The following is a 25,224-nucleotide window of genomic DNA, read 5'->3' on the forward strand; positions in this document are numbered from 1 at the left end:
TACGTAGGTATTTTCACCAACCCGTATGAGCGATATCAAGCTTTGTTATGACGCACCGCAGAAATAAAGCGACAAACGCCGGTTTTAGCGACATTTAGCGCATCGGTAGACATCATATAACTCATTTTACGAATTGATAGTCGTGCGCTATTACAAAAGTGCCTGTAATTGCAATTGCTAATTTTCATCGACCCGAGCGCGGAATTCGTCGCTACAATGCCATATGCTCTCCGAATTCGACCTGATCAAGCACTATTTCCAGCGCCCCGGGCGCGCCGGCCGCGCCACGCTGGGCATCGGCGACGATTGCGCGCTGCTGACGCCCACGCCCGGCATGCAGACGGCGATCTCGTCCGACATGCTGGTCGAGGGCCGGCATTTCTTTGCCGGCGAGGATCCGGCGCGGCTGGGCCACAAGGCGCTGGCGGTGAATCTGTCGGACCTGGCGGCGATGGGCGCGCGGCCGGTCGGCTTCACGCTGGCGCTGGCGCTGCCGGCCGCCAACCGCGACTGGCTGGCCGGCTTTTCGCAAGGCTTGTTCGCGCTGGCCGACGCCTTCGACATCGAACTGATCGGCGGCGACACCACCAAGGGCCCGCTCAACATCTGCATCACCGTGTTCGGCGAAGTGCGGCCGGGCCAGGCGCTGCGGCGTGGCGCGGCCCAGGCCGGCGACGATATCTGGATCTCCGGCACGCTGGGCGACGCCCGCCTGGCGCTGGCCGGCTACCGGCTGGAATTGCCGCAGCCGCTGGACGCCGCCAGCCTGCAGGCGGCCGCCGCGCGCATGCACACGCCGTCGCCACGCGTGGCGCTGGGACTGCTGCTGGCGCAACAGGGCATCGCCCACGCCGCGATCGACATCTCGGACGGGCTGGTCGGCGACCTCGGACATATTCTGCACGCGTCGGCGCTCGGCGCCACGCTGGATCTCGACGCGCTGCCGGCCGGCCCGGTGCTGGCCGCGCAAGACATCGCGCTGCGCCGCGCCTACTGCGCCGCCGGCGGCGACGATTACGAGCTGTGCTTCACCGCGCCGGCGTCGGCGCGCGCGGCGGTGCTGGCCGCCGCCGACAGCGTCGCCACGCCGGTGACGCGGGTCGGCGCCATCGACGCGGCATCAGGCCTGCGGCTGGTCGATGCGCAGGGCCTGCCGCTGCAACTCAAACTCGACAGCTTCGATCACTTCACGTCCTGAATCGCCGGCTGCAGCGCGGTCGCATCCTCATCCGGCTGCCCGGCGCGGCGGCCACTGCCGTGCATCAGCCAGTAATGGTGGAAGGCCAGCCGGATGTTGTCGCGCAGCTGCGTGTCGTCCCACGGCTTGGTGTAGAACCGGTAGATGGCGCCGCGGTTGATCGAATCCAGCACCGCCTCCAGCCCGGTATAGCCGGACAGGATGATGCGTATCGTCTCCGGATACATCTCCTTGACCTTGCTGAGGAACTCGGTGCCGCTCATCACCGGCATGCGCTGGTCGCACACGATCACCTGCACCGAATGCAGCGCCAACAGCTCGAACGCCTCGACCGGCGAGGCCGCCGTCAGGATCTGGTAGCCGTCGCGGCGGAACAGCCGGTGCAGCGAGGCCAGCACGTTGACGTCGTCGTCGACGATCAACAGCGTCTGCGCCGGATGGCCGTTGTTGCCCGGCGCCGGCGGCAGCGAACGGCCCGAGGTCACCAGCGCGCCCAACTCGTCCGGCGGCAGCGGGCGGCTGAAGAAATAGCCCTGGATCTCGTCGCAGCGGCTGCGCCGCAGGTACTCCAGCTGCGGCCGCGTCTCGACGCCCTCGGCGATCACCCGCAGCTTCAGGCTGTGCGCCATGCTGATGATGGCCTGCGCGATCGCCGCGTCGTTGGGGTTGGTGGTGATGTCGCGCACGAAGGCGATGTCGATCTTCAGCTTGTCGATCGGGAAGCGCTGCAGATAGGCCAGCGACGAATAGCCGGTGCCGAAATCGTCGATCGCCACCTTGATGCCGATCTGCTTCAGGTTGGTCAGCACGGTGATGGTGCGCTCGGCGTTGGACATCAGCGCGGTCTCGGTCAGCTCCAGCTCCAGCAGCTCGGCCGGGACCTGGTGCCGCGCCAGCGCCGAGCGCACCTCCTGCTCCAGGTCGCCCTCGACGAACTGGCGGCTGGCGACGTTGACCGCCACCCGCACCGGGCCCACGCCGCCGCGCAGCCACTCCCCGATCTGGCGGCAGGCGGCGTCGATGATCCAAGCGCCGACCCGCACGATCAGGCCGGTATCCTCCAGCACCGGCACGAACTCGGCCGGATACACCATGCCGAAGCCGGGCCGCTGCCAGCGCAGCAGCGCTTCGACCCCGGCGAAGGCGCCGGTGTGCAGGTTGACCTTGGGCTGGTAGTGCAGCAGCAGCTCGTCGCCGTCGAGCGCGCGGCGCAGCGCCAGCTCCATGTCGAGCCGCGCCAGCACCTGCACGTTCATGCCGGCGGTGAAGAAGCGGTAGCCGTCGCGCCCGGCCTGCTTGGCGCGCTCCATCGCGGTGTCGGCGTACTTGATCAGGGTTTCCGGATCGGTGGCGTCGTCCGGGTACATGGCGATGCCGATGCTGGCGCTGAGCACGGCCGGATGGCCGTCCAGGTCGAACGGCAGGCGCAGCGCCTCGCGTACCTCGTTGGCGGTGTGGACCGCGTCCTGCTGGTCGCGCGGCATGGTCAGGATCAGCGCGAACTCGTCGCCGCCCAAGCGGCCGACGGTGTCGCGGATGCGCACGCACTGCACCAGCCGGGTGCTGAACTGGCGCAGCAGCTCGTCGCCCAGCGCGTGGCCGAGCGAATCGTTGATGTTCTTGAAGCGGTCCAGCGCGATGAACAGCACCACGATGCGCCACGCCTTGTCCTGCGCCAGCGCGATGGCGTCGGCCAGGGTCTGGTAGAACAGCGTGCGGTTGGGCAGGCCGGTCAGGCTGTCGTAGTGGGCCATGTGCTGCAACAGCTCCTCGGCCTGGCGCCGCTCGCTGATGTCGCGCGCCACGCCGAGCAGGATCGCGGGCTGGCCGGCGCGCTGCAACAGCTGCCAATAAATCTCGACCGGCACCGCGATCAGGTCGCGCCGCATCAGCTCCAGCTCGATCAACTCCGGCGCGCGCGCCGGACCGATGGCGGCGGCGTAATCCTCCAGCCGCGCCGCCTGCGCGCACAGCGCTGCCGGCGCGCCCAGGCCCAGCCGGCTGGCGGTCTGGCCCAGCATTTCCGCGCGCGGATAGGCCAGCATGCGGCAGGCGCCGTCGTTGACGTCGACCAGCTCGGCGCTGACCGCATCGAGCAGGAAGATGGCGTCGGCGGTGGCGTCCATCGCGCTGCGGAAGCGTTGCAATTCGGCGGTGCGCTCGCGCACGGTCTGCTCCAGGCGGGCGTTGTACTCGCGCTCGCGGCGGTGCAGCAGGCGCATTTCCAGGATGTTGCGGATGCGCGTCAGCACCTCGACCGGATCGAAGGGCTTGCTGATGAAATCGCGCGCGCCGGCCTCGAAGGCGCGCAGCTTGTGGTCGGGCTGGGCGGTGACCACCAGCACCGGCAGCCAGGCGTCGGTCTCCAGCGGTTTGAGCGCCTCCATCACGTCGAAGCCGTTCATGCCGGGCATGTGCAGGTCGAGGATGATCAGGTCGTAGCGGTGTTGCGCATGCCAGCCGGCCACCACGCGCGGATCGGTGGTGGCGCTGACGGCCTTGTAGCCGGTGGAGTTGAGCAGGAATTCCAGCAGCTCGACATTCACCGGCTGATCGTCGACGATCAGGATGCGGGCGTGGTACAGGTCGGACTGGCTGATCATGGCGGCTCCGTGGGTTCTCATCGGGAACGGCGTCATGGCCGGTCCTGACCGCTTATGAAGAGCAGCATAACTGAGCCTGCCCGATCGGCGGCGCACGGCTGCGGTATCTGGGCAGCTTAACTCCGGGCAATCTTAGCCGAGTGTACGCAAGAACAAATCGGCGGTCTAATGTTTTTTTGTGCACCGCATGTTACAGTTGCAGCAAGCCATCCGCCGCTTCAGAAGGAGAATCCCATGAGTTCCAACAACAGCGACACCATCCTCGACCTCGCCGCGCAGGTCGGCAAAGCCCTGCACGACAAGGGCCTGATCCTGGCGACCGCCGAATCGTGCACCGGCGGCGGCGTGGCGCAGGCCATCACCGAAATCGCCGGCTCGACGGCATGGTTCGACTGCGGCTTCATCGCCTATTCCAACGCCTCCAAGACCGAGATGCTGGACGTATCGGCGGCGCTGATCGCGCAGATGGGCAGCGTTTCGGAAGAAGTCGCGGCGGCGATGGCGAGCGGCGCGCTGGGCGCCAGCAACGCCCATCTGGCGGTGTCGACCACCGGCATCGCCGGGCCGACCGGCGCGGTGCCGGGCAAGCCGGTGGGCACGGTCTGCTTCGGCTGGGCCAACGCCGACAGCGTGCACACCGAGCGGCTGGTGTTCAGCGGCGACCGCCGCGCGGTGCGCGAGCAGACGGTGATCCACGCATTGCAGGGACTGCTGCGATTCATTAACTAGGCGGTTGCCTTAAGACCACAAAACAATTACTCTCTTCGCATTCACGCGATTCGGGAGTGGTTGATGCAAAACACGGTACATTTTATTCTCCAAGGCAAAGGCGGCATCGGCAAGACGCTGGTGTCGACCATCCTGGCGCAATGGATCGCGTCCAAGGACGTGGCCGAAGGCCAGCAGCCGCTGCGCTGCTACGACACCGACCAGGAGAACGCCACCTTCTCGCGCTACAAGGCGATGGAGGTCAAGCACGTGCCGGTGATGACGGACAGCCGCAACATCGACCCCAAGCGCTTCGACGCGCTGATGATCGACATCCTGGAGCAGGACGGCAACTGCGTGATCGACAACGGCGCCAACACCTTCTCGCCGCTGATGGGTTACCTGATCGAGAACGACTGCTTCGCGCTGTTGCAGGAATCCGGGCGCAAGGTCTACATCCACACCATCGTCGGCGGCGGCGACACGCTGCACGACACCGCGATGGGTTTCGTCTCGACCGCCAAGGCCACCACGGTGCCGCTGGTGCTGTGGGAAAACGAGCATTTCGGACTGCTGCAATCGGCGTCCGGCAAGCAATTCACCGAATCGCAGACCTACGCCGACAACGCGGCGCGGGTGCGCGGCCGGGTGGTGCTGTCGGCGCGCAACGCCGACACCTTCGGCGCCGACATCAAGAAGATGAACACGGCGCGGCTGACCGCCAACGAGGTCAAGGAAAGCGACAAGTTCAACGTGATGGAAAAGCAGCGCATCAAGGTCGTGTTCCGCGACCTGTTCGAACAACTCGACAAAGTGCAGTGGTAAGCGGCCATGGATCAGCAGAAGCTGCGCAGTCTGGTCTTTGAGAAAACCGGGGTCAAGATCGACATCGACGACCCGGTGTTCGCGCTGGTGGCGCTGAATGAAGCGGTGCTGGAGGAAGCGGTGGAGCGGCACGTCGCGCTGATCGACGCCGCCTCGCAGGAGCTGGCGCAGCAAGCGCGGCTGGCGGGCGGGCTGGCGCCGCACGACGCCGGCGCGCGCAAGCCCGCCCCGGCCGGCTACGCCCCGGCCCCGGCCGCGCCGGTGGGCGCGATCGCCACGCAAGCGCCGGCGATCACGCCGCGCGAGCTGCGGCTGCTGGGCGCCGCCGCCGGCATCGCCATATTGAGCGCGCTGATCGTGCTGGGTGGCCAGGCCGCGTTCAGCAAAGCGCCGCCGGCGCCGGTGATCCAACAAGCGAAGTCGCTGACGGCGGAAGAAGCGCTCGCGCTGCAAAACGCCGACAAGCTGAGCAAAGCGATCCAAAAGCTCGACCCCAAAGTCCGCGCCCAACTGCAAGCCGAACTACAAAAATAACTCCGGGGTCAGAGCTAAAAACTGGACACGAGTTCAACCGTAGCGCGCTACGGTTGAACTCGTGTCCAGTTTTTAGCTCTGACCCCGGATTTTTCTGCTAACATATGAACACCTATTCATTTGTTAGCATCATGAGCTGTCAACACGACTATTCCGGCTGCGATCCCGCCATCGCCCAACTCGCCGATTTGTTCCATCTGCTCGGCGATCCGACCCGGCTGCGCATCGTGCTCGCTTGCCTGTCGGCGCCGATCGCCGTCAGCGATATCGCCACGTCGCTTGAACTCAGCGGCTCGCTGGTCAGCCACCACCTGCGCCTGCTGCGCGCGGCGCGCATCGTCAAGTCCGAACGCCAGGGCAAACAGGTCTTCTACTCCGCCGCCGATGCCCATATCACCGGCGTACTCAACGATATGCTGGAACATATCGCCGAACCTTCCAACGGGAACGAAGCATGAGCAAGCACCACGACCACGATCACCACGATCACGACCATGACCACGGTCACGGCCACGCGCCGGCCAAGGCCAAGCCGCACAGCCACGACCATCATGGCCACGATCACGGCCACGGCCACCACCACCACCACGGCGATCCCAACACCATGGGCCGCGCCTTCGCCATCGCGATCGTGCTCAACACCGCTTTCGTCGCCATCGAATTCTTCTACGGTTTCCTCGCCAACTCGACCGCGCTGATGGCCGACGCCGGCCACAACCTGTCCGACGTGCTGGGCCTGATGCTGGCCTGGGGCGCGGCCATCCTGGCCAAGCGCGCGCCCAACGGCCGCTATACCTACGGCCTGCGCAGCAGCTCGATGCTGGCGGCGATGTTCAACGCGATGCTGCTGATGGTGGCCTGCGGCGGCATCGCCTGGGAGGCCGTGCAGCAATTGATCCATCCCGATCCGGTGGCCGGCCTGACCGTGTCCGTCGTGGCCGGCGTCGGCATCCTGGTCAACGGTTTCTCGGCCTGGCTGTTCATGGCCGGCAGCAAGGACGATATCAATATCCGCGGCGCTTACCTGCACATGGCGGCCGACGCGGCCATCTCGCTGGGCGTGCTGGTGGCCGGCGTCATCGTGCGCTATTCGGGCTGGAACTGGGTCGATCCGGCGGTCAGCGTGCTGATCGTCGCCTTCATCGTCTACAGCACCTGGTCGCTGCTGGCGCAGTCGATGCGCATGATGCTGGCCGCCGTGCCGGACAATGTGGACCGCGCTGAAATCGAACAGTTCCTGCGCAGCCGCCCCGGCGTGACCGAGGTGCACGATCTGCACATCTGGGCCGTCAGCACCACCGAGACCGCCCTGACCGCGCAACTGGTGACGCCGGCCGGCCATCCCGGCGACCACGCGATGGATGAGATCAGCGAGGAACTGCGCGAACACCATGCGGTCCAGCACAGCACGCTGCAAATCCGCCTCGGCGCCACCGCCCACGAGTGCTGCCTGGTGCAGCCCGCAAACTAGTCGGCCAGGTTGGCGTACAGCGGCGTGCTCAAGTAACGCTCGCCGAACGATGGGATGATCGTGACGATCATCTTGCCGGCGTTCTCCGGCCGCCGCGCCACCTGCAACGCCGCCCACAGCGCGGCGCCGGACGAGATCCCCACCAGCAAGCCCTCCTGGCTGGCCGCCAGGCGCGCGGTCTCGAACGCGTCGGCGTTGCCCACCCCGATGATCTCGTCGTAGATGCCGGTGTTCAGCACGGCCGGCACGAAGCCGGCGCCGATGCCCTGGATCGGGTGCGGCCCCTTGACCCCGCCCGCCAGCACCGGCGACGCCTCCGGCTCCACCGCGACGCAGCGGAAGCCGGGCTTGCGCGCCTTCAGCACTTCGCCGACGCCGGTGATGGTGCCGCCGGTGCCGACCCCGGCCACCAGGATGTCGACGCCGCCGTCGGTGTCGTTCCAGATTTCCTCGGCCGTGGTGCGGCGGTGCACGTCCGGATTGGCGGGGTTGTTGAATTGCTGCGGCATCAGATAGCGCGGGTCGGACGCGGCCAGCGCGTCGGCGCGGCGGATCGCGCCCAGCATGCCTTCGGCGCCCGGCGTCAGGATCAGCTCGGCGCCGTAGGCGCGCAGCAGCAGGCGCCGTTCGCGGCTCATGGTCTCCGGCATCACCAGGGTGCAGCGGTAGCCGCGCGCGGCGCACACCATCGCCAGCGCGATGCCGGTGTTGCCGCTGGTCGGTTCGAGGATGATGGTATCGGGGCGGATCTGCCCGGCCGCTTCGGCCGCTTCGATCATCGCCAGGCCGATGCGGTCCTTGACGCTGTGCGCCGGGTTGCAGTATTCCAGCTTGAGCAGCACCTGGGCGGCGCTGCCCTTGGCCAGCCGGTTCAGCCGTACCAGCGGGGTATGGCCGATCAGTTCAGTGACGTCGTTGGCGATCTTCATCCGAGCCCTCCATGAATGGAATCGCCAGTCTACGCCTTTTACTTCACGTCCATCAACTCGACGTCGAAGATCAGCGCGGAATTCGGCGGGATGCCGCTGCCCGGGCTCGGACGCGCGCCGTAGGCCAGTTCCGACGGGATGATCAGGGTGCGCTTGCCGCCCACCTTCATGCCCTGCACGCCCTGGTCCCAGCCCTTGATGACGCGGCCGGTGCCGAGCACGAAGTCGAGCGGTTCGCCGCGCGGGATCGAGGAGTCGAACAGCTTGCCGTGCATGTTTTTCGCCAGCGGACGGTACAGCCAGCCCGAGTAGTGCATGTACACGGTGGCGCCTTTGATGGCTTCCTTGCCGGTGCCGACCTTGGTGTCGGTGACGATCAGCTGTTCGGCGGCGGGGCCGGGCGTGGCCGAACCGACCACCATCGGCGCCTCGGTGGCGGCCGGCGCCGTCGCTGCGGCGGGTTCGGTGGGTGCTTGCGCCTGGGCCACGGAGGCGGCCAGCGCGCACAGCATTGCTACTAAAACGGAACTACGCGTCATGGTTTTATTCTTTCGATGAGGTCTGTGACGGCACGCCCTCCGTGCCAGCGCGCACCATGATAGCAAACCTGCATCGCGAACTGCATAAAAACTAGACCGCTTCCGCCGCCGCAGCCGGCGCCACCTGCGCCGCCTCGGCCAGCTTGCGCAGCACATGGCTGGCCGCCACCATGCCGAAGCCTGCCGTGACCACCATCGCCGAACCGAAGCCGGCGCAATTCAGGCCGGTCACGCCGCCGGCGCGGTCGTCGCCGTCCACCGCGCACACTTCGCCGGTTTCCGGGAACTTCAGCGGTTCCATCGAGAACACGGCGTCGACGTGGAATTTGGTCTTCTCGCCGCGCGGGAAGCCGTACTGGCTGCGCAACACCTTGCGCACCTTCTTCAGCAGCGGCTCCTGCTCGGTGCGGGCCAGGTCGCGCACCGCGATCTGGGTCGGATCGGTCTGGCCGCCGGCGCTGCCGATGATCACCAGCGGCAGCGCGTGGTCGCGGCACCAGGCGATCATCGCCGCCTTGGCCTTGACGCTGTCGATGGCGTCGACCACGTAGTCGTAGTCGCCGGCGCCGAGCATCTGTTCCAGGTTGTCCGGGGTGACGAAGTCCTCGATCTGGTTGACCACGCAAAACGGGTTGATCTCGGCGATGCGCTCGGCCAGCGCGGTGATCTTGGCCATGCCGACGGTGCTGCCGAGGGCCTGGATCTGGCGGTTGATGTTGGATTCGGCCACGTTGTCGAGGTCGATCAGGGTCAGCCGGCCGATGGCGCTGCGCGCCAGCGCTTCGACGATCCACGAGCCGACGCCGCCGACGCCGACCACACACACGTGGGCGCCGCGAAAGCGTTCCAAGGCGCGCGCGCCGTACAGCCGGGCGATGCCGCCGAAACGGCGATCGAAGTCGACGTCGTCGAAATTGGGAGGTGATATGCTGTTCATTCCGTTATTTTAACCCGCAGAGCGCCCGCCCATGAGCAACTCCCTGATCGACACCGCCCCCGACTTCAACCAGCCGATAGCGGTCCTGAAACATTGCCACGACCGCATCCGCAAGCAGTTGCTGACCATGCAGAACCTGCTGGCCCACCTGCCCAAGCACGGCGCCGACGCCGACGCGCAGAAAGCCGCCCAGGCCGTCCTCAAATATTTCAACAACGCGGCCCACCTGCACCACGAGGACGAGGAACAAAACCTGGTGCCGATGCTGCAGGCTACCGCGCGCGACGCCGACGCGGTGTTGCTGGCGGAACTGGTGCCCGCGATCCTGGCGGGTCACGAGCAAATGGATAGAGACTGGCATATAATCAAATCACAACTTGATCAAATTGCTACGGGGCAAAGCTCAGCCTTGTCGGCGCGGGATGTGCAAGGTTTCTGCGACACCTACGCGGCCCACATGGCGGTCGAGGAGGCGAACATCGCGCCGATGGCGAAACGCCTGTTCAGCCCGGAACAGATGGCGCAACTCGGCAGCGCCATGCAGGTGCGGCGCGGCATCACGCCCGACCTGCCGCAAAGTCAGGTGCCGGAACAACAACAGCCGGCGGTCGCCAACACGGTGGCCGACGGGGTGGTGCTGGCGGATCTGCGTCTCGATTACGGCCGCGCCAGCTTGACGGAAAACGACGTGCTGGACGATCCGATCGCCCAGTTCGGCAAGTGGTTCGAGGAAGCGCTGCACGCCAAGGTCAACGAGCCGAACGCGATGAACGTGGCGACGGTCGACGCGGACGGCAAGCCGAGTTCGCGCATCGTGCTGATCAAGCAATACGACGTGCGCGGCTTCACCTGGTACACCAACTACGAGAGCCAGAAAGGCCGGCAACTGGGCGCCAATCCGCACGCGGCGCTGCTGTTTTTTTGGAGCGAACTGGAACGCCAGGTGCGCATCGAAGGTACGGTGGTCAAGACTTCCGCCGACGAGAGCGACACCTACTTTTACAGCCGGCCGGTGAAGAGCCAGATCGCTGCGATCGCTTCGCAGCAGAGCGCGCGCATCGCCAACCGGGAGCAGATGGAAGCCAATTACGATGCGGCCGCGGCGGTCGGCGGCGCGCATCCGGTACGGCCGGAACACTGGGGCGGCTATCGCCTCGATCCGGTGCGCATCGAATTCTGGCAGGGACGCCGTTCGCGTTTCCACGACCGGATCGTGTATGTCAAACAAGCGGATGGCAGCTGGGTGAAGGAGCGTTTGCAGCCGTAGGCAAGCGCCCCGCTTCAGATCCCGGACCACCGCTTGCGGTGGTCTTTTTTATTTCTGAACCGGAGGTTATCTTGTTCGTGCAAAATCGACTCAGCGCCTGGATCGCGGGCATCCATCAACAAGTCTCGCTGCCGCTGCGCATAGAACTGTGGAACGGCCAGCAGATCGACTTCTCCAACGAGACGCCGCGCGTGACCATCAAGCTGCCCAACGTGTCGGCCGCGCGCTACCTGCTGACCCCGTCGCTGTCCAACCTGGGCGCCGCCTATGTCGAGGGGGCGATCGAGGTCAAGGGCCACGCCCGCGACATGATCAACGTGGTCAACGCGCTGGCGCGCACCACGCTCAAGGCCGAGGGCAAGTTCGCGCGGGTGGTGCGCAGCTTCGGCCACAACAAGCAGAAGGACGCCGAGGCGATCCGCTACCACTACGACGTCTCCAACGAGTTCTACGCCGAGTTCCTCGATCCCAACCTGGTGTATTCCTGCGCCTACTTCGAGCACGGCGACGAGAGCCTGGAGGCGGCGCAACTGAAGAAGATCGACCACATCCTGCGCAAGATCGAGCTGCAACCGAACCAGACGCTGCTCGACATCGGCTGCGGCTGGGGCGCGCTGGTGATCCGCGCCGCGCAGCGCTACCAGGCGCGCTGCGTCGGCATCACGCTGTCGGAGAACCAGTTCGCGCTGGCCAAGGAACGGGTGCGGCAGGCCGGGCTGGAGCACCTGGTCGAAATCCGCCTGCAGGATTACCGCGACGTGCAGGGCCAGTTCGACCGCATCACCAGCGTCGGCATGTTCGAGCACGTCGGCGTGCGCCACCTGCCGGAGTATTTCGCCACCATCCACCGCCTGCTGGCGCCGCAGGGGGTGGTGATGAACCACGGCATCACCTCCACCGATCCGGACAACGGCGAGACGCCGTACGGCGGCGGCGAGTTCATCGAGAAATACGTGTTTCCGCACGGCGAGCTGGCGCATATTGGCCACGTGCTGAAGGCGATGCAGCAAGGCGCGCTGGAGGTGTTCGACGTCGAAAACCTGCGCCGCCACTACGCCCGCACCTGCGCCATCTGGACCGACAACTTCGAGGCGCACGCCGACCGCGCGCGGGCACTGGCCGGCGACAAGCGCTTCCGCATCTGGCACGTCTACCTGGCCGGGTGCAGCTACGCCTTCGAGCAGGATTGGATCAGCCTGTACCAGATCGTCGGCCGCAAGGCGGGCCAGCGCTCGGCCGCCTTGCCGTGGTCGCGCCAGCACATGTATCCAGCTAGCGCAGGCGATTCGAATACGTCTTCTTGAATTTGGCCACCTTGGGCGCGACCACGAAGGCGCAATAGCCCTGCAGCGGATGCTGGCGGAAGTAGTCCTGGTGGTAGTCCTCGGCCCGGTAATAGGACTGGGCCGGCGCCAGCTCGGTGACGATGGGCGCGTCCCAGACGTTGGCCATTTCCGCCACCACCTGGCGCGCCGTGGCTTCCTGCTGCGGCGACTGGTAGTAGATCACCGAGCGGTACTGGGTGCCGACGTCGTTGCCCTGGCGGTTCAGCGTGGTCGGGTCATGGATGGTGAAAAAGATCTCCAGCAAGTCGTGGAAGGAGATGACGGCGGGATCGAATGCCAGTTTCACCACCTCGGCATGGCCGGTTTCGCCGGCGCACACCTGCTCGTAGCTGGGGTCGGGCACGTGCCCACCGGTGTAACCGGACTCGACCGATGTAACCCCCTTGACCTCCAGGTACACGGCCTCGGTGCACCAGAAGCAGCCGCCGCCCAGAACCGCTGTTTCGCTCGTCATGACTCCCCCCTGCCTCGAAGAATACCCATTGCTTACTGTAACGCAAACGGCGCCAATCCGCTATGGTGCGGCAATCTTTGGCATAATGGCTAAAAGACACAGGCCGATCATGCACACTACTTCCCCCCGCGCCGAAGACCGCGCTTTCGACACCGCTCATTTCCGCCAGGCGCTGGGACAGTTCGCGACCGGCGTCACCGTCATCACCACCCGGCTGGCCGACGGCACCTTCCGTGGCCTGACGGCCAGTTCGTTCAACTCGGTGTCGCTGGATCCGCCGCTGGTGCTGTGGAGCCTGGCCAACGGCGCCAACAGCATGCCCATCTTCAGCGGCAACTCGCATTATGTGATCAACGTGCTCAACGCGCGCCAGGCGCACCTGGCCAAGTTGTTCGCCACGCGCGGCGTCAATCCGTGGGATTCGGTCGAATACGAGCTGTCGCGCACCGGCCAGCCCATCCTCAAGGGCGCCTCGGCCTGGTTCGAATGCCACAACCGCAGCCGCTATCCCGAGGGCGACCATGTGATTTTCGTCGGCGAAGTGGAACTGTGCGAATTTTCGCCCTGCCCGCCGCTGATCTTCCACGGCGGCCAGTTCGGCGCCCTGGGGTAAAAACGGAAATTGGTGTCGCCATTTGAAAAGCCGACACTTTTGTGGCGGCTTAGAATGCTGGCAGCATTCACCATAATGAGAGACCGCCATGACCCAAGCCCGCGCCCAATTCCACTGGGATGATCCCCTGCTGCTGGACCAGCAACTGACCGACGACGAGCGCATGGTGCGCGACGCCGCCGCCGCGTATTGCCAGGACAAGCTGCAACCGCGCATCCTGGAAGCCTTCCGCCACGAGCAGATGGACACTTCGATCTTCCGCGAAATGGGCGAGCTGGGCTTGCTGGGACCGACCATTCCGGAACAGTACGGCGGTCCGGGCCTGAGCTATGTGGCCTACGGCCTGATCGCGCGCGAGGTCGAGCGCGTCGATTCCGGCTACCGTTCGATGATGAGCGTGCAGTCGTCGCTGGTGATGGTGCCGATCTACGAGTTCGGCACCGAGGCGCAGAAACAGAAATACCTGCCGAAGCTGGCCACCGGCGAGTGGATCGGCTGCTTCGGCCTGACCGAACCCAACCACGGTTCCGATCCGGGTTCGATGATCACCCGCGCCAAAAAGGTCGCCGGCGGCTATTCGCTGAGCGGCGCCAAGATGTGGATCACCAATTCGCCGGTCGCCGACGTGTTCGTGGTCTGGGCCAAGGACGACGAGGGCGCCATCCGCGGCTTCGTGCTGGAGAAAGGCATGGCGGGCCTGAGCGCGCCGGCGATCCACGGCAAGTTCGGCCTGCGCGCCTCGGTCACCGGCGAGATCGTCATGGACAACGTGTTCTGCCCGGAAGAGAACGCGTTCCCGGACGTGCGCGGCCTGAAGGGTCCGTTCACTTGCCTGAATTCGGCACGCTACGGCATCGCCTGGGGCGCGCTGGGCGCGGCCGAAGCATGCTGGCACACGGCGCGCCAGTACGTCATCGACCGCACCCAGTTCGGCCGTCCGCTGGCCGCCAACCAGCTGGTGCAGAAGAAACTGGCCGACATGCAGACCGAGATCACCTTGGGCCTGCAAGGCTGCCTGCAACTGGGCCGCATGAAGGATGCCGGCACGGCGGCGGTGGAAATCACCTCGATGATGAAGCGTAACTCGTGCGGCAAGTCGCTGGATGTGGCGCGCGTCGCGCGCGACATGCTGGGCGGGAACGGGATTTCGGACGAGTTCGGCATCATCCGCCACATGGTCAATCTGGAAGTCGTGAATACCTATGAGGGCACGCACGATATCCATGCGCTGATCCTCGGACGGGCCCAGACCGGCATCCAAGCCTTCCAATAAGCCCCAAAAAAAACGCTGCCGAGGCAGCGTTTTTTTATGGCTTACCAGCCTTTGTAGGCGTAGCCGATGCTGAAGTTGACCGCCAGCGGATCCAGGCGTACGTCCTGGGTCTGGCCGGTCGAGTAATGCGCCTTGGTTTTCAGCTTGGTCTTGATGACCGACGCGTCCAGGAACCACTTCTCGTTGATCTTCAGCGTGCCGCCGATCTGGTAGCTGGCCGCCCACTTGTTGTCCAGCTTGAAGGTCGAGCCTGGACCGCCGGTGTTCAGCACCGCCGTCAGCTGGCCCGAACCGCGTTCCTTCTGGAACAGCGCATAGGTCGCGCCCAAACCGACATACGGACGGAACATCGAGTTCGCCGGCAGGAAGCGGTACTGGATGAACGCCGTCGGCGGCAGCACTTCCGAGGTGGCCAGCTTGCCGGTGCCTTCGATCGAACCGGCGCCGTACAGGTCGTGCTTGTACGGCAGGCCCAGGTCGAGCTCGGCCGACACGTTATCGGTGATCATGTAGCCGATCGCGAAGCGTGGCTTGGTGTCCGAACCGACGTCGGTCTTGGTGCCCGGCAGCGCCGGCGCCGAGACGTCGCCCGATTCCACTTTCGGCGTGATCTTGTTGATGCCCAGCGTACCCAGCCAGGTGCCGGCGGTTTGTTGCGCCGATGCGGCCGAGGCCAACGTCATTGCGGCGGCCAGCGCCAGCAGTTTTACCGTGTTCTTCATATCGTCTCCTGATGTATGTGTGTTGGTCCGGCCGCCGCCCGCCCCAAGGCGGCGCGGCGGCCTGCGACGACTGAATTACAGCCAGCCCTTGGTCACCAGCGCCTTGGATACGTAGCGCGCCAGCAGCAGGTTGTTGAACGGCGTCGGGTGGACGTCGTCGGCGAAGGAATAATGGCTGACGTCGCCCGATTTCAGATTGCTGCCGTTGCACACCAGCGAGCTGCCCAGCGGATTCTTGGCGGTGCTCAGGTCGCAAGCGGTTTCGGTCACATTGCTCAGGTCGTAAGGGCCCGGGTTGGTGGCCTGGTCGTGGCTGACGGCGAACACGTCGACCAGCACCACTTTGCTTTCACTGGCCAGGCCGGTGGACAGCGCGCTGTTGAAGGCGCTGACCATGGCGTTGATCAGGGCCTGGGTCGATGCCGGCTGGCCGCGGCCCGACGGCGTGGTGGCCACGTCCGGCAGGTTGTTGACGGTGACGAAGTTGGCGCCGTTGGCGATGATCTGGGCTTTCACCAGGGTCGCCAGTTCGGTGCCGGCGGTCGCCATCGCGGTGACCAGCGCCGGGCCGTTGGCGGCGGCGTAGTCGGCGCCGGCCTTGGCGCCGGCGGCGTTGCCGATGGCGGTGGCGTCGGCGGTGGCTTTGGCCACCAGCGGACCGTAGACGGCCGGCGAACCGACCGCCGAGTTGCCCGGCTGGCTGGCGGCGGCGAAGACGGCGGCCTGGGTGATGGTGGTCTGGGTCGCGCCCGGTGCGGCGGCGGCGGTCGCGGCGGCGGCGCCGATGGCTTGCGCGGCGGTGGCCGGATTGGTCGCGCCGGCGGCCAGCAGCGGCACCAGGGCAGGCACATAGGCTTTGGCGCCCGCTTCGGTGCCGGCCTTGGTGCCGGCGGCGGTGGCGGCCGCGCTCAGCGCGCCCAGCTGGAACAGCGCATCGTTACCGCCGGCCATGACCAGCACCAGCTCGTCGCCCTTGAACTTGCCGCCGACCGCTTTCAGATGGTTGGCGATCTGGGTGACGACGGGAATGGTCAACGCGCCCAGCGCGCTGCCGGTCAGCTTGTTGTTCGGGCCGACGGGATTGGTCACGCGGGAACCGCCCTGGGCATAGCCGTAGCAGCCGGCGTGCGCCACTTGCGGCACCGAGAAGCCTTTGGTGGCGTCGCCATCCAGGCCGGTCACGGCGGCGCACGGTGCGGCCACGCCGATCTGGGCGGCCAGCAGCTCGGTCCAGTTGCGGCCGGTCAGCGTGGCATTGATGGCGGTGTTGTCGCCGTTGATGGTGAACTTGCCGCCCTTCAGCGCGGCAACCGTGCCGACGTTGTACGAACCGACGTCGGACAGGCTGTCGCCGAACGATACCTGGGCGCTGAATTTGTTCTTGACGGCTTGGTTGCCCGGGGCTGGGTCGGTACCGCCGCAACCCGCGAGGACGGCCAAGGTCATTGCCGCGAGTGCAAATTTGGTGTGGCGCATATTGTCTCCTAGAAATATTATTTTGTGATGTGATACGAACGGCCGTGCTATTCGCAACCCAGCTAATATGCCAGCGTTAGCAAATCTTGTATAGGGGAACGCATTGAAAAAGCCGGGTTTGTGAGCAAAAAAGAACGCTTGCTCGGTGCTGTTTAATGTATATCAAACAGCAACTCACCGGCTTGGTGCAGAATCGAAAAATATCCGTGTTTCGCGCAGGCAAAACGGCGCCACCAGACCGGCATGATAGCTGTCTTTGACGGCCTGGTCGGCCTCGGCGGCGGTGCCGCCCTGCTCGATCGTGATGCGCCGCAACAAAGCCTTGGCCGCCACGAACTCCGCGCGCGTCGCCTGGAACGGCCCGGTCAGCGCGCTGTCATCCACATCCAGTACCGATAGTTGCGACGTACTCATGCCCTGGGCGCGGAAGTAGGCGCTGGCGGCGCTGGTGTTGGCGAACGGCACCAGCGGATCGGCGTTGCCGCCGCACAGCAAGGTCGGCAGCGACGGCGTGTAGGTGCGCAGGTCGTTCTTCAGCAGCCATTTGCGCAGCGGCTGCGCCGGCGTGCAATTGAGTGGATTGGCCGCGCTGGCGTTGCACGGCGCGGCCTTGAGGTCGGCCAGATAGGCATTGCGGTAGCTGGTCTTGATCAGGTGATCGGCGCCGAAGAAAGCGCCGTAGCCGGACACCTGCGGCAGCGAATCCTGGGCGAACAGCACGTCGTTCGGCAGCTTGCCGGCGCTGACCAGGGCGCCCAGGCCCTGGGTGCCGGGCAGCAGCGTGTCGATGCCGGTGGCGTACTTGGCTTCGTACACGTCGGCGGTGCTGGCGTAGATGGCGGCGCCGGCGCGCTGGCCGGCGTTGATCACCAGCGGCAGGAAGCCGCTCGATCCGACGCTCGGCGCGCCGTTGAAGATGGTGTCGCCGAACTGCAGCAGCGCATACGGTCCGGACAGCGGCGCCGACGCCGTCACATTGAATTCGCTCGGGTACTGGGTTTGCATCGCGCGCTGGGTCGCCATCGCCACGAAGCCGCCCTGCGAATAGCCGGTCACCATCAATCGGCTGGAGGCGCCGGCGTTGATGCCGGCGAACACGCTGCGCGCGGCGCGCAGCGCATCAATCATGTCGCCGGCTTGTTGCGTGGCGTCCAGGTAGGGATGGTAGCCCAGCGAGGAGCCGGCATAGCCGGCGTAATTCGGCGCGACCACGATGTAGCCGCGCGCGGCGAACATGGCGGCGACCAGGCGCGGTTCGGTCGACGACAGGTCGGCCATGTCGTAGCTTTTCTGCACCGAGGTGCCGTGCGCGTACAACACGACCGGACGGCCGCCCTGGCAGGCGGCGTCGCCGCCGGACGGCACCATGATGGCGGTGCTGGCGTCGGTGTCGGCGCCGGCCGAGTCGATAGTGTGGTATTTCAGCGTGTAGGTGGTGATGGCGCACACCGGGTTGCCGGTGAAATTGCTACCGAACAGCACCGATGTGTCGAGCAGGATTTTCAGCGCGGACGGGTCGAGCGTGTTGACCTTGACGCTGCCGGCGATCGTGGCCGGGACCAGGGTCGCGCCGCCGATGGCGACGCCGCGCACTTGCGCGGGCGGGGTCGGCGGCGAGACCACCGTGCCGCCGTTGTTGGCGCCGTTGTTGCCGGAGCCGCCGCCGCATGCGGTCAATACCAATGCCGTTGCAATCAGAACCAGTCGAGCGTCGCGCATATCGCATCCTTGCCAGATGTCCGGGCGAGTTTTTCGGCCGGTAACCCGACAATGCTAGCAGATCGGTCGGCGAATTACTGTTTCAACAGTGTATCGATCACCCCGGCCGAGCCGAACACCGAGCGCCGCAAACGGTCGTTGACGCCGTGCCAGGCGGCGTCCTGCGGCGGCGTTTCCACCAGGATCAGGTCTGAGCCGGTCTGGTCCATGTCGCGCAAGGCGGCGTAGATGCCGTAGGCGTAGCCGGCCGGATCGGCGGGCAACGCTTGCTGCGGCGTCGGCAACGGGGCGATGGCGTGGCTGATGACGGCGACCTTGACGCTGTTGCGCTGCAACGCGTCCAGCGCCGCCACTAGCGCGTCGTGCGCCAGCATGGCCACCGGCGTGCGCGGCGCGTAATGCGATTCCAGCGTGCCGGAGGCGCGCGGCGCGGCCTGGTCGGGCGCTGCCGGCAAGGCGCCGATGACGTCGGCGATTTGTTGCGCACTGATGTGGCCCGGACGCAACAGCACCGGGCCGTGCGTGGACAACCGCGACAGGTCGACGATGGTGGATTCGATGCCGACCTGGCTCGGGCCGCCTTCGAGCACGGTGGTCAGCAGACCGGCGCTGCAGGATTCGGCATGGTCGGTGGCGCCGTCGTCGTCGTCCAGGCCGAACTCGTCGCGCACGTGCTGCGCGGTGGTCGGGCTGACGTTGCCGAACTTGTTGGCCGACGGCGCGGCCACGCCGCCCTTGCCGCCCTTGAAGGCGCTCAGCAGGGCGATCGCGACCGGATGCGACGGGCAGCGGATGCCGACCGTGTCCTGGCCGCCGGAGACGGCGTCGGGAATGTGGGCGGCGCGCTTCAGGATCAGCGTCAGCGGGCCGGGCCAGAAGGCTTGCGCCAGCTGGCGCGCTTCGGCCGGGATGTCGGTGGTCCAGTAGTCGAGCTCGGCGCCGGGCGCGACATGGACGATCACCGGATGGTCGTTGGGACGGCCCTTGGCTTCATAGATGCGCGCCACCGCCGCCGGGTTTTCGGCGTCGGCGCCGAGGCCGTAGACGGTCTCGGTGGGAAACGCCACCAGACCGCCCTGCTCCAGGATCGCCGCCGCCGTGGCGATGGCGGCCTGGTCCGCTACGACCGGCGGTTTCACGACGGGATACCGAGGATGACGCAGGCGGCCTCCAGCTGCCGCTGCGCTTGCGCCAAGGTCGGCGCGATGAAGGTCAGGTGGCCCATCTTGCGGGCGCGGCGCGGGTCGTCCTTGCCGTACAGGTGCAGGCAGGCGCCGGGCAGCGCCAGCACTTCGTTCCAGGCCGGCTCGCGCGTGTGATCGCTGGCGTCGGCGAACCAGACGTCGCCCAGGATGTTGAGCATCACCGCCGGCGAATGCTGGCGCACGTCGCCCAGCGGCAAACGCGCCATGGCGCGCACCTGCTGCGCGAACTGGCTGGTGACGCAGGCGTCCATCGTGTAGTGGCCGCTGTTGTGCGGACGCGGCGCCATTTCATTGACCACCAGCGAACCATCCTCCAGCACGAAGAATTCGATGCACAGCACGCCGACGTAGCCGAGTTCGGCGACGATGGCTTGCGCCGCCTGCTGCGCCAACGTGGCGCACTCGGCGGTGACGTTCGGGCCGGGCACGGTGGTGGTGAACAGGATACCGTCGCGGTGCACGTTCTCGGCGATCGGGTAGACCACCGCTTCGCCGTCGGCGCCGCGCGCGGTCAGCACCGACACTTCGTAGGCCAGCGGCAGCATCTTCTCCAGCAGGCAGGTGACCTGGCCCATGGCGTCGAAGGCGGCGCGCACGTCGTCGCGCGACTTGACGCGGACCTGGCCCTTGCCGTCGTAACCCATGCGCACGGTCTTCAGGATGCCGGGCAAGAGATCGTCGCCGATGGCGTCGATGTCGTCCAGCGTCGCGATCACCTTGTGCGGCGCCGGCATCACGCCCGACTTCGGCGCGCAATCGACGAAGAAGCGCTTCTCGGCGATGCGGTCCTGCGCCACCGACACGCCGTGCGCGTCGGGCGCGACGAACACGCTTTGCGCCAGCCGCGACAGGCTGTCGGCCGGGACGTTTTCGAATTCGGTGGTGACGGCCAGGCATTGCGCGGCCAGCGCATCGAGGCCGGCGGCGTCGCTGTAGCCGGCGTTGACCAGCCGCTGCGCGACCTGTCCCGCCGGGCAGCTGTCGGCCGGCTCAAGAACCGCCACTTGATAACCCATGCTTTGCGCGGCCTGGGCGAACATGCGGCCGAGCTGGCCGCCGCCCATCACGCCCAGCCAGGCTGGCGGGTTGGCGGCGGGCAGTAATGGTGAAAACAGTTTACTCATTTATTCCAGCGGTAAAGTCATGGCCTTGGCGGCTTCGGTTTGCGTGACGCGGTAGGCTTCCAGCTTGTCGGCCAGCGCGTCGTTGGTGGCGGCGAGCATCGCCACCGCCGTCAGCGCGGCATTGGCGGCGCCGGCTTCGCCGATGGCGAAGGTCGACACCGGCACGCCCTTCGGCATTTGCAGGATCGACAGCATCGAGTCCTCGCCGCGCAGGTATTTCGACGGCACCGGCACGCCCAGCACCGGCACGATGGTCATCGCGGCCACCATGCCCGGCAGGTGGGCCGCGCCGCCGGCGCCGGCGATGATGGCGCGCAGGCCGCGCGCGCGCGCGCTCTTGGCATAGGCATACATCTCGTCCGGCATGCGGTGCGCCGATATCACTTGCGCTTCGAACGGCACGCCGAACTGCTTGAGGATGTCGACCGCGTTTTTCATCACGTCCCAGTCCGAAGACGAGCCCATGATGACGCCGACCAGCGGCGAATTTTGTACCAGCGTCAGCTCGGTCATCTTATGCCTTCAGCTTTTCGCCGGTCAGGCGTTCGATCGCTTCGAAATACTTGGCCTGGGTTTTGTCGATGACGTCGGCCGGCAGCGACGGCGCCGGCGCGGTCTTGCCCCAGGTCAGGGTTTCCAGGTAGTCGCGCACGAACTGCTTGTCGAACGACGGCGGCGACATGCCCGGCTGGTAGGAGTCGGCCGGCCAGAAGCGCGACGAGTCGGCGGTCAGCACTTCATCCATCAGGTGCATGACGCCGTTGTCGTCCAGGCCGAATTCGAACTTGGTGTCGGCGATGATGATGCCGCGCGTGGCCGCGTATTCGGCGGCGGTCTTGTACAGCTGGATGCTGACGTCGCGCATCTTGGCGGCCAGTTCGGCGCCGATGCGGCTTTCCATGTCGGCGTAGCTGATGTTTTCGTCGTGCTCGCCCAGGTCGGCCTTGGCGGCCGGGGTGAACAGCGGCTCCGGCAGTTTCTCGGCCTGTTGCAGGCCGGCCGGCAGCGCGATGCCGCAGATGCTGCCGGTCTCCTGGTAATCCTTCCAGCCCGAACCGATGATGTAACCGCGCACCACCGCCTCGACCATGATCGGCTTCAGGCGCTTGGCCACCACGGCGCGGCCCTTGACCTGTTCCACTTCCTCGGCGGCCACCACCGACTCCGGCGCGACGCCGGTCAGATGGTTCGGCACGATGTGGCCGAGCTTCTCGAACCAGAAATCGCTCATCTGGTTCAGGACCATGCCCTTGCCGGGGATAGGCTCGTTCATGACGACGTCGAAGGCCGACAGGCGGTCGGTGGTGACGATCAGGATCTTGTCTTCGCCGACGGCGTAGTTGTCGCGGACCTTGCCGTGGCCGAGCAGTGGCAGGGAGTGGATCGAGGTTTGGTAGAGGCTGTTCATAGCGGGGGATGTGTTGATAAAAGCGAAACCGGCGGGAGTGGAAAACCTCGCCCGCCGGTCGAGAAAATCGGGCCGGAGGTGCTCCCCCGGCCCGTTCCAAACAGAATTTTACTTCACAATCTGGGCCAGCTCGCCGGCCTTGTAACGCTCGGCCATTTTATCCAGCGGAATGACCTTGATTTTCGACGCCTGGCCTTCGCAGCCGAAGGCCTGGAAACGGGCGCGCACCACCAGCTCGGCGGCGGCGCGGGCCGGCTTGAGGAAGTCGCGCGGGTCGAACTTGGACGGGTTCTGGAACAGGTACTGGCGCACGGCGGCCGTCATCGCCAGGCGGATGTCGGTGTCGATGTTGATCTTGCGCACGCCGTGACGGATGCCTTCCTGGATCTCTTCGACCGGCACGCCGTAGGTTTCCTTCATGTCGCCGCCGAATTCGCGGATGATGGCCAGCAGTTCCTGCGGCACCGACGACGAACCGTGCATCACCAGGTGGGTGTTCGGGATGCGGGCGTGGATTTCCTTGATGCGGTCGATGGCCAGGATGTCGCCGGTCGGCTTGCGGGTAAACTTGTAGGCGCCGTGCGAGGTGCCGATGGCGATCGCCAGCGCGTCGCACTGGGTGCGCTGCACGAAGTCGGCGGCCTGGGCCACGTCGGTCAGCAGTTGTTCGCGGGTCATGGTGCCTTCGGCGCCGTGGCCGTCTTCCTTGTCGCCCTTCATGGTTTCCAGCGAACCGAGCACGCCCAGTTCGGCTTCCACCGTGACGCCGATGGCGTGCGAGAACTTCACCACTTCCTTCGACACTTCGACGTTGTACTCGTACGATGCGACCGACTTGCCGTCCGCTTCCAGCGAACCGTCCATCATCACCGAGGTGAAGCCGGAGCGGATCGCGGCCTGGCACACCGCCGGCGACTGGCCGTGGTCCTGGTGCATGACCACCGGGATGTGCGGGTAGGCTTCGACGGCGGCGTCGATCAAATGGCGCAGGAAGGCTTCGCCCGCGTATTTACGCGCGCCGGCCGAGGCCTGCATGATCACCGGGCTGTTGAGCGCATCGGCGGCGGCCATGATGGCCTGCACTTGCTCCAGATTGTTGACGTTGAAGGCAGGGATGCCATAACCGTTTTCGGCGGCATGGTCCAGCAGTTGACGCATGGATACGAGGGACATGGTAGTACTCCAAACAATAAAAAACCTGGTTGCCGGAGCGTTGCCGCGCCCTTCCGGGGCGCGGCGCTATCGGACTTACTTAGATGCTTCTCCAACCTTGACGATACGCAGCGCATTGGTGCCGCCGGCCTGGCCCATCTGGGCGCCCCACGTCACGACGATCATGTCGCCCTTCTTGACGATGCCGTTCTGCACCAGCAGATCCTCGGCCTGCTTCAGCACCTGCGCGCTATCGCCGGCCTGGGACAGATTGTAAGACTTGACGTTGCGGTACAGCGCCACCTTGCGCGCGGTGGTGATGCTCGGCGTCAGCGCGTAGATCGGCGTGTCGATGTTATGACGGCTCATCCACAGCGCGGTCGAACCGGACTCGGTCAACGCCACGATCGCCTTCACCGCCAGATGGTGCGCGGTGAACAGCGCGCCGTAGGCGATCGACTGGTCGATCCGGGTGAAGGTCGCATTCAGGAAGTCGGCGTCGAGCTTGTTGTACTCGGACTGCTCGGCTTCCACGCAAATGGCGGCCATCATTTCCACGGTCTCGATCGGGTAGCGGCCCGAGGCGGTTTCCGCCGAGGTCATCACCGCGTCGGTGCCGTCCAGCACCGCGTTGGCCACGTCCGACACTTCGGCGCGGGTCGGCACGGCGTTGAAGATCATCGACTCCATCATCTGGGTCGCGGTGATCGCCAGCTTGTTCGACTCGCGCGCCATCTTGATCATACGCTTCTGCAACGCCGGCACCGCCGCGTTGCCCACTTCCACCGCCAGGTCGCCGCGCGCCACCATGATGCCGTCGGAGGCGTCGAGGATCTCCTGCAGCGCAGGGATCGCTTCGGCGCGCTCGATCTTGGCGATCATCAGCGGCTTGTGGCCGAACGGCTCGCCGGCGATGTTGGCCAGCTGGCGCGCCATTTCCATGTCGGTCGCGCTTTTCGGGAACGAAATCGCCAGGTAATCGGCCTGGAAACTCATCGCCGTCTTGATGTCTTCCATGTCCTTGGCGGTCAGCGCCGGCGCGGTCAAGCCGCCGCCCTGGCGATTGATGCCCTTGTTGTTCGACAGCTCGCCGCCGATTTTCACGGTGGTGTAAATCTCGCTGCCGACGATCTTGTCGACGATCAGCACAATCAGGCCGTCGTTCAGCAACAGCTTGTCGTCCGGACGCAAATCCTGCGGCAGCGCCTTGTAATCGAGGCCGACGCGTTCCTGGTTGCCCAGTTCGCCGTTTTCGCCCCATTTGGCGTCGAGAATGAACTTTTCGCCGTTGACCAGGTCGATCTTACCATTTTCGAACTTGCCGACGCGGATTTTAGGGCCTTGCATGTCCGCCATGATCGCCACTTCGCGGCCGCACTCGGCGGCGGCTTCGCGCACCAGGTTGGCGCGGTCGATGTGATCCTGCGCCTTGCCGTGCGAGAAATTCAAGCGCACGACGTCGACGCCGGCGCGAATCATTTTGACCAGGACGTTGAAGTCGGTAGAAGCTGGGCCGATCGTTGCGACAATTTTGGTACCACGAGACATAGAATTCCTTAGCGTTGGGTCATGCGAACAGTCCCCGCGAGTAACGGGGACCAGGAAAAGCTGCGCTGTTTGTTGTGGTTAAGACAGGAAATTTGTAGCAAAGCTACAAATTTCGTGCCCTTCCCAGGCATTACCTGGATTCTACTGTTAATTTGCTACAAAGCACGACCGTG

Annotated in this window: 24 protein-coding genes; 10 read left to right on the forward strand and 14 right to left on the reverse strand. The window is 65.7% G+C overall.

The genetic code is table 11. From position 1 onward, the window contains the following. Window positions 1–223 precede the first annotated feature (223 nt). A complete protein-coding gene (gene thiL, locus GW587_RS21245) occupies window positions 224–1,198 on the forward strand; it encodes a thiamine-phosphate kinase (RefSeq protein ID WP_166106603.1) in 975 nt (324 codons plus the stop codon). Here the strand turns inward: thiL and GW587_RS21250 are convergent. Then, the gene (locus GW587_RS21250) at window positions 1,183–3,801 is read right to left on the reverse strand and encodes an EAL domain-containing protein (protein ID WP_166106604.1); all 2,619 of its coding nucleotides are present in this window, start codon (window positions 3,799–3,801) and stop codon (window positions 1,183–1,185) included. The genes thiL and GW587_RS21250 overlap by 16 nt on opposite strands. Before the next feature lie 234 nt (window positions 3,802–4,035). Between GW587_RS21250 and GW587_RS21255 the strand changes: the two genes are divergently transcribed. The 5 genes from GW587_RS21255 to GW587_RS21275 all read left to right on the forward strand — a co-directional run bounded on the left by GW587_RS21255 (window position 4,036) and on the right by GW587_RS21275 (window position 7,339). Beyond that, window positions 4,036–4,530 (forward strand): CinA family protein, encoded by a 495-nt coding sequence (locus GW587_RS21255; RefSeq protein ID WP_166106605.1) that lies wholly within the window; start codon window positions 4,036–4,038, stop codon window positions 4,528–4,530. Window positions 4,531–4,593: 63 nt separating this feature from the next. After that, window positions 4,594–5,334 (forward strand): P-loop NTPase family protein, encoded by a 741-nt coding sequence (locus GW587_RS21260; RefSeq protein ID WP_166106606.1) that lies wholly within the window; start codon window positions 4,594–4,596, stop codon window positions 5,332–5,334. 6 nt (window positions 5,335–5,340) lie between these two features. Continuing rightward, window positions 5,341–5,868, forward strand: a complete 528-nt coding sequence (locus GW587_RS21265) for a hypothetical protein (RefSeq protein WP_166106607.1) — start codon at window positions 5,341–5,343, stop codon at window positions 5,866–5,868. 131 nt (window positions 5,869–5,999) lie between these two features. Further along, the gene (locus GW587_RS21270; protein ID WP_166106608.1) at window positions 6,000–6,326 is read left to right on the forward strand and encodes an ArsR/SmtB family transcription factor; all 327 of its coding nucleotides are present in this window, start codon (window positions 6,000–6,002) and stop codon (window positions 6,324–6,326) included. After that, window positions 6,323–7,339: a cation diffusion facilitator family transporter gene (locus GW587_RS21275; protein WP_166106609.1), complete on the forward strand. Its 1,017-nt coding sequence runs from the start codon at window positions 6,323–6,325 to the stop codon at window positions 7,337–7,339. The genes GW587_RS21270 and GW587_RS21275 overlap by 4 nt, the downstream gene beginning before the upstream one ends. Here the strand turns inward: GW587_RS21275 and cysK are convergent. The 3 genes from cysK to tcdA all read right to left on the reverse strand — a co-directional run bounded on the left by cysK (window position 7,336) and on the right by tcdA (window position 9,744). Continuing rightward, window positions 7,336–8,268 carry a cysteine synthase A gene (gene cysK / locus GW587_RS21280; protein ID WP_166106610.1) on the reverse strand — a complete coding sequence of 311 codons (933 nt, stop codon included), beginning with the start codon at window positions 8,266–8,268 and terminating at the stop codon, window positions 7,336–7,338. The two genes, GW587_RS21275 and cysK, sit on opposite strands and share 4 nt — an antisense overlap. A gap of 38 nt (window positions 8,269–8,306) precedes the next feature. Further along, window positions 8,307–8,780, reverse strand: a complete 474-nt coding sequence (locus tag GW587_RS21285; protein ID WP_166106825.1) for an FKBP-type peptidyl-prolyl cis-trans isomerase — start codon at window positions 8,778–8,780, stop codon at window positions 8,307–8,309. 118 nt (window positions 8,781–8,898) lie between these two features. Further along, a complete protein-coding gene (gene tcdA / locus GW587_RS21290; RefSeq protein WP_166106611.1) occupies window positions 8,899–9,744 on the reverse strand; it encodes a tRNA cyclic N6-threonylcarbamoyladenosine(37) synthase TcdA in 846 nt (281 codons plus the stop codon). Window positions 9,745–9,775: 31 nt separating this feature from the next. On the opposite strand from tcdA, the gene pdxH reads away from it, so the two are divergent. Beyond that, window positions 9,776–11,011, forward strand: a complete 1,236-nt coding sequence (gene pdxH, locus GW587_RS21295; RefSeq protein ID WP_166106612.1) for a pyridoxamine 5'-phosphate oxidase — start codon at window positions 9,776–9,778, stop codon at window positions 11,009–11,011. A 71-nt stretch (window positions 11,012–11,082) separates the two neighbouring features. After that, entirely contained in the window at window positions 11,083–12,315 is a 1,233-nt protein-coding gene (locus tag GW587_RS21300; protein ID WP_166106613.1) for a class I SAM-dependent methyltransferase, read from the forward strand. Here the strand turns inward: GW587_RS21300 and msrA are convergent. Then, window positions 12,284–12,811, reverse strand: coding sequence for a peptide-methionine (S)-S-oxide reductase MsrA (gene msrA, locus GW587_RS21305; protein ID WP_166106614.1), 528 nt, complete (start codon window positions 12,809–12,811; stop codon window positions 12,284–12,286). The two genes, GW587_RS21300 and msrA, sit on opposite strands and share 32 nt — an antisense overlap. 109 nt (window positions 12,812–12,920) lie before the next feature. Between msrA and GW587_RS21310 the strand changes: the two genes are divergently transcribed. Both GW587_RS21310 and GW587_RS21315 read left to right on the forward strand, forming a co-directional pair. Then, window positions 12,921–13,424, forward strand: a complete 504-nt coding sequence (locus GW587_RS21310) for a flavin reductase family protein (protein WP_166106615.1) — start codon at window positions 12,921–12,923, stop codon at window positions 13,422–13,424. Window positions 13,425–13,512: 88 nt separating this feature from the next. Next, window positions 13,513–14,697: an acyl-CoA dehydrogenase gene (locus tag GW587_RS21315; RefSeq protein WP_166106616.1), complete on the forward strand. Its 1,185-nt coding sequence runs from the start codon at window positions 13,513–13,515 to the stop codon at window positions 14,695–14,697. Between the two features lie 41 nt (window positions 14,698–14,738). Here GW587_RS21315 and GW587_RS21320 read toward each other — a convergent pair whose 3' ends face one another. The 9 genes from GW587_RS21320 to pyk all read right to left on the reverse strand — a co-directional run bounded on the left by GW587_RS21320 (window position 14,739) and on the right by pyk (window position 25,051). Beyond that, a complete protein-coding gene (locus GW587_RS21320) occupies window positions 14,739–15,419 on the reverse strand; it encodes an OmpW/AlkL family protein (RefSeq protein WP_166106617.1) in 681 nt (226 codons plus the stop codon). A gap of 75 nt (window positions 15,420–15,494) precedes the next feature. Then, window positions 15,495–16,895: an SGNH/GDSL hydrolase family protein gene (locus GW587_RS21325; RefSeq protein ID WP_166106618.1), complete on the reverse strand. Its 1,401-nt coding sequence runs from the start codon at window positions 16,893–16,895 to the stop codon at window positions 15,495–15,497. 174 nt (window positions 16,896–17,069) lie between these two features. Continuing rightward, on the reverse strand, window positions 17,070–18,614 hold the full coding sequence (locus tag GW587_RS21330; protein ID WP_166106619.1) for an alpha/beta hydrolase family protein: 1,545 nt from the start codon (window positions 18,612–18,614) through the stop codon (window positions 17,070–17,072). A 74-nt stretch (window positions 18,615–18,688) separates the two neighbouring features. Next, entirely contained in the window at window positions 18,689–19,753 is a 1,065-nt protein-coding gene (locus GW587_RS21335; protein ID WP_166106620.1) for an L-threonylcarbamoyladenylate synthase, read from the reverse strand. Continuing rightward, complete coding sequence (locus GW587_RS21340) at window positions 19,750–20,943, reverse strand: 5-(carboxyamino)imidazole ribonucleotide synthase (RefSeq protein ID WP_166106621.1); 1,194 nt, start codon at window positions 20,941–20,943, stop codon at window positions 19,750–19,752. The genes GW587_RS21335 and GW587_RS21340 overlap by 4 nt, the downstream gene beginning before the upstream one ends. Next, window positions 20,944–21,456 (reverse strand): 5-(carboxyamino)imidazole ribonucleotide mutase, encoded by a 513-nt coding sequence (purE, locus tag GW587_RS21345; protein ID WP_371875634.1) that lies wholly within the window; start codon window positions 21,454–21,456, stop codon window positions 20,944–20,946. A 1-nt stretch (window position 21,457) separates the two neighbouring features. Beyond that, window positions 21,458–22,351, reverse strand: coding sequence for a phosphoribosylaminoimidazolesuccinocarboxamide synthase (locus GW587_RS21350; RefSeq protein WP_166106622.1), 894 nt, complete (start codon window positions 22,349–22,351; stop codon window positions 21,458–21,460). A 108-nt stretch (window positions 22,352–22,459) separates the two neighbouring features. Continuing rightward, a complete protein-coding gene (gene fba, locus GW587_RS21355; protein WP_166106623.1) occupies window positions 22,460–23,524 on the reverse strand; it encodes a class II fructose-bisphosphate aldolase in 1,065 nt (354 codons plus the stop codon). Between the two features lie 75 nt (window positions 23,525–23,599). After that, window positions 23,600–25,051 (reverse strand): pyruvate kinase, encoded by a 1,452-nt coding sequence (gene pyk, locus GW587_RS21360; RefSeq protein ID WP_166106624.1) that lies wholly within the window; start codon window positions 25,049–25,051, stop codon window positions 23,600–23,602. Between the last annotated feature and the right edge of the window lie 173 nt (window positions 25,052–25,224).

It is taken from the genome of Duganella aceris (genome assembly GCF_011090165.1).
Taxonomy (GTDB): domain Bacteria; phylum Pseudomonadota; class Gammaproteobacteria; order Burkholderiales; family Burkholderiaceae_D; genus Rugamonas; species Rugamonas aceris.

Bases quoted from the DNA above. Each gene is read 5' to 3' on its own strand.
- GW587_RS21275 (WP_166106609.1), top strand. From the start codon at position 6,323: ATGAGCAAGCACCACGACCACGATCACCACGATCACGACCATGACCAC.
- GW587_RS21285 (WP_166106825.1), bottom strand. From the start codon at position 8,780: ATGCTGTGCGCGCTGGCCGCCTCCGTGGCCCAGGCGCAAGCACCCACC.
- pyk (WP_166106624.1), bottom strand. From the start codon at position 25,051: ATGTCTCGTGGTACCAAAATTGTCGCAACGATCGGCCCAGCTTCTACC.
- GW587_RS21255 (WP_166106605.1), top strand. From the start codon at position 4,036: ATGAGTTCCAACAACAGCGACACCATCCTCGACCTCGCCGCGCAGGTC.
- purE (WP_371875634.1), bottom strand. From the start codon at position 21,456: ATGACCGAGCTGACGCTGGTACAAAATTCGCCGCTGGTCGGCGTCATC.
- msrA (WP_166106614.1), bottom strand. From the start codon at position 12,811: ATGACGAGCGAAACAGCGGTTCTGGGCGGCGGCTGCTTCTGGTGCACC.
- GW587_RS21330 (WP_166106619.1), bottom strand. From the start codon at position 18,614: ATGCGCGACGCTCGACTGGTTCTGATTGCAACGGCATTGGTATTGACC.
- GW587_RS21270 (WP_166106608.1), top strand. From the start codon at position 6,000: ATGAGCTGTCAACACGACTATTCCGGCTGCGATCCCGCCATCGCCCAA.
- GW587_RS21350 (WP_166106622.1), bottom strand. From the start codon at position 22,351: ATGAACAGCCTCTACCAAACCTCGATCCACTCCCTGCCACTGCTCGGC.
- GW587_RS21260 (WP_166106606.1), top strand. From the start codon at position 4,594: ATGCAAAACACGGTACATTTTATTCTCCAAGGCAAAGGCGGCATCGGC.
- GW587_RS21325 (WP_166106618.1), bottom strand. From the start codon at position 16,895: ATGCGCCACACCAAATTTGCACTCGCGGCAATGACCTTGGCCGTCCTC.
- GW587_RS21250 (WP_166106604.1), bottom strand. From the start codon at position 3,801: ATGATCAGCCAGTCCGACCTGTACCACGCCCGCATCCTGATCGTCGAC.
- fba (WP_166106623.1), bottom strand. From the start codon at position 23,524: ATGTCCCTCGTATCCATGCGTCAACTGCTGGACCATGCCGCCGAAAAC.
- tcdA (WP_166106611.1), bottom strand. From the start codon at position 9,744: ATGAACAGCATATCACCTCCCAATTTCGACGACGTCGACTTCGATCGC.
- thiL (WP_166106603.1), top strand. From the start codon at position 224: ATGCTCTCCGAATTCGACCTGATCAAGCACTATTTCCAGCGCCCCGGG.
- GW587_RS21315 (WP_166106616.1), top strand. From the start codon at position 13,513: ATGACCCAAGCCCGCGCCCAATTCCACTGGGATGATCCCCTGCTGCTG.
- cysK (WP_166106610.1), bottom strand. From the start codon at position 8,268: ATGAAGATCGCCAACGACGTCACTGAACTGATCGGCCATACCCCGCTG.
- GW587_RS21320 (WP_166106617.1), bottom strand. From the start codon at position 15,419: ATGAAGAACACGGTAAAACTGCTGGCGCTGGCCGCCGCAATGACGTTG.
- GW587_RS21340 (WP_166106621.1), bottom strand. From the start codon at position 20,943: ATGAGTAAACTGTTTTCACCATTACTGCCCGCCGCCAACCCGCCAGCC.
- pdxH (WP_166106612.1), top strand. From the start codon at position 9,776: ATGAGCAACTCCCTGATCGACACCGCCCCCGACTTCAACCAGCCGATA.
- GW587_RS21265 (WP_166106607.1), top strand. From the start codon at position 5,341: ATGGATCAGCAGAAGCTGCGCAGTCTGGTCTTTGAGAAAACCGGGGTC.
- GW587_RS21310 (WP_166106615.1), top strand. From the start codon at position 12,921: ATGCACACTACTTCCCCCCGCGCCGAAGACCGCGCTTTCGACACCGCT.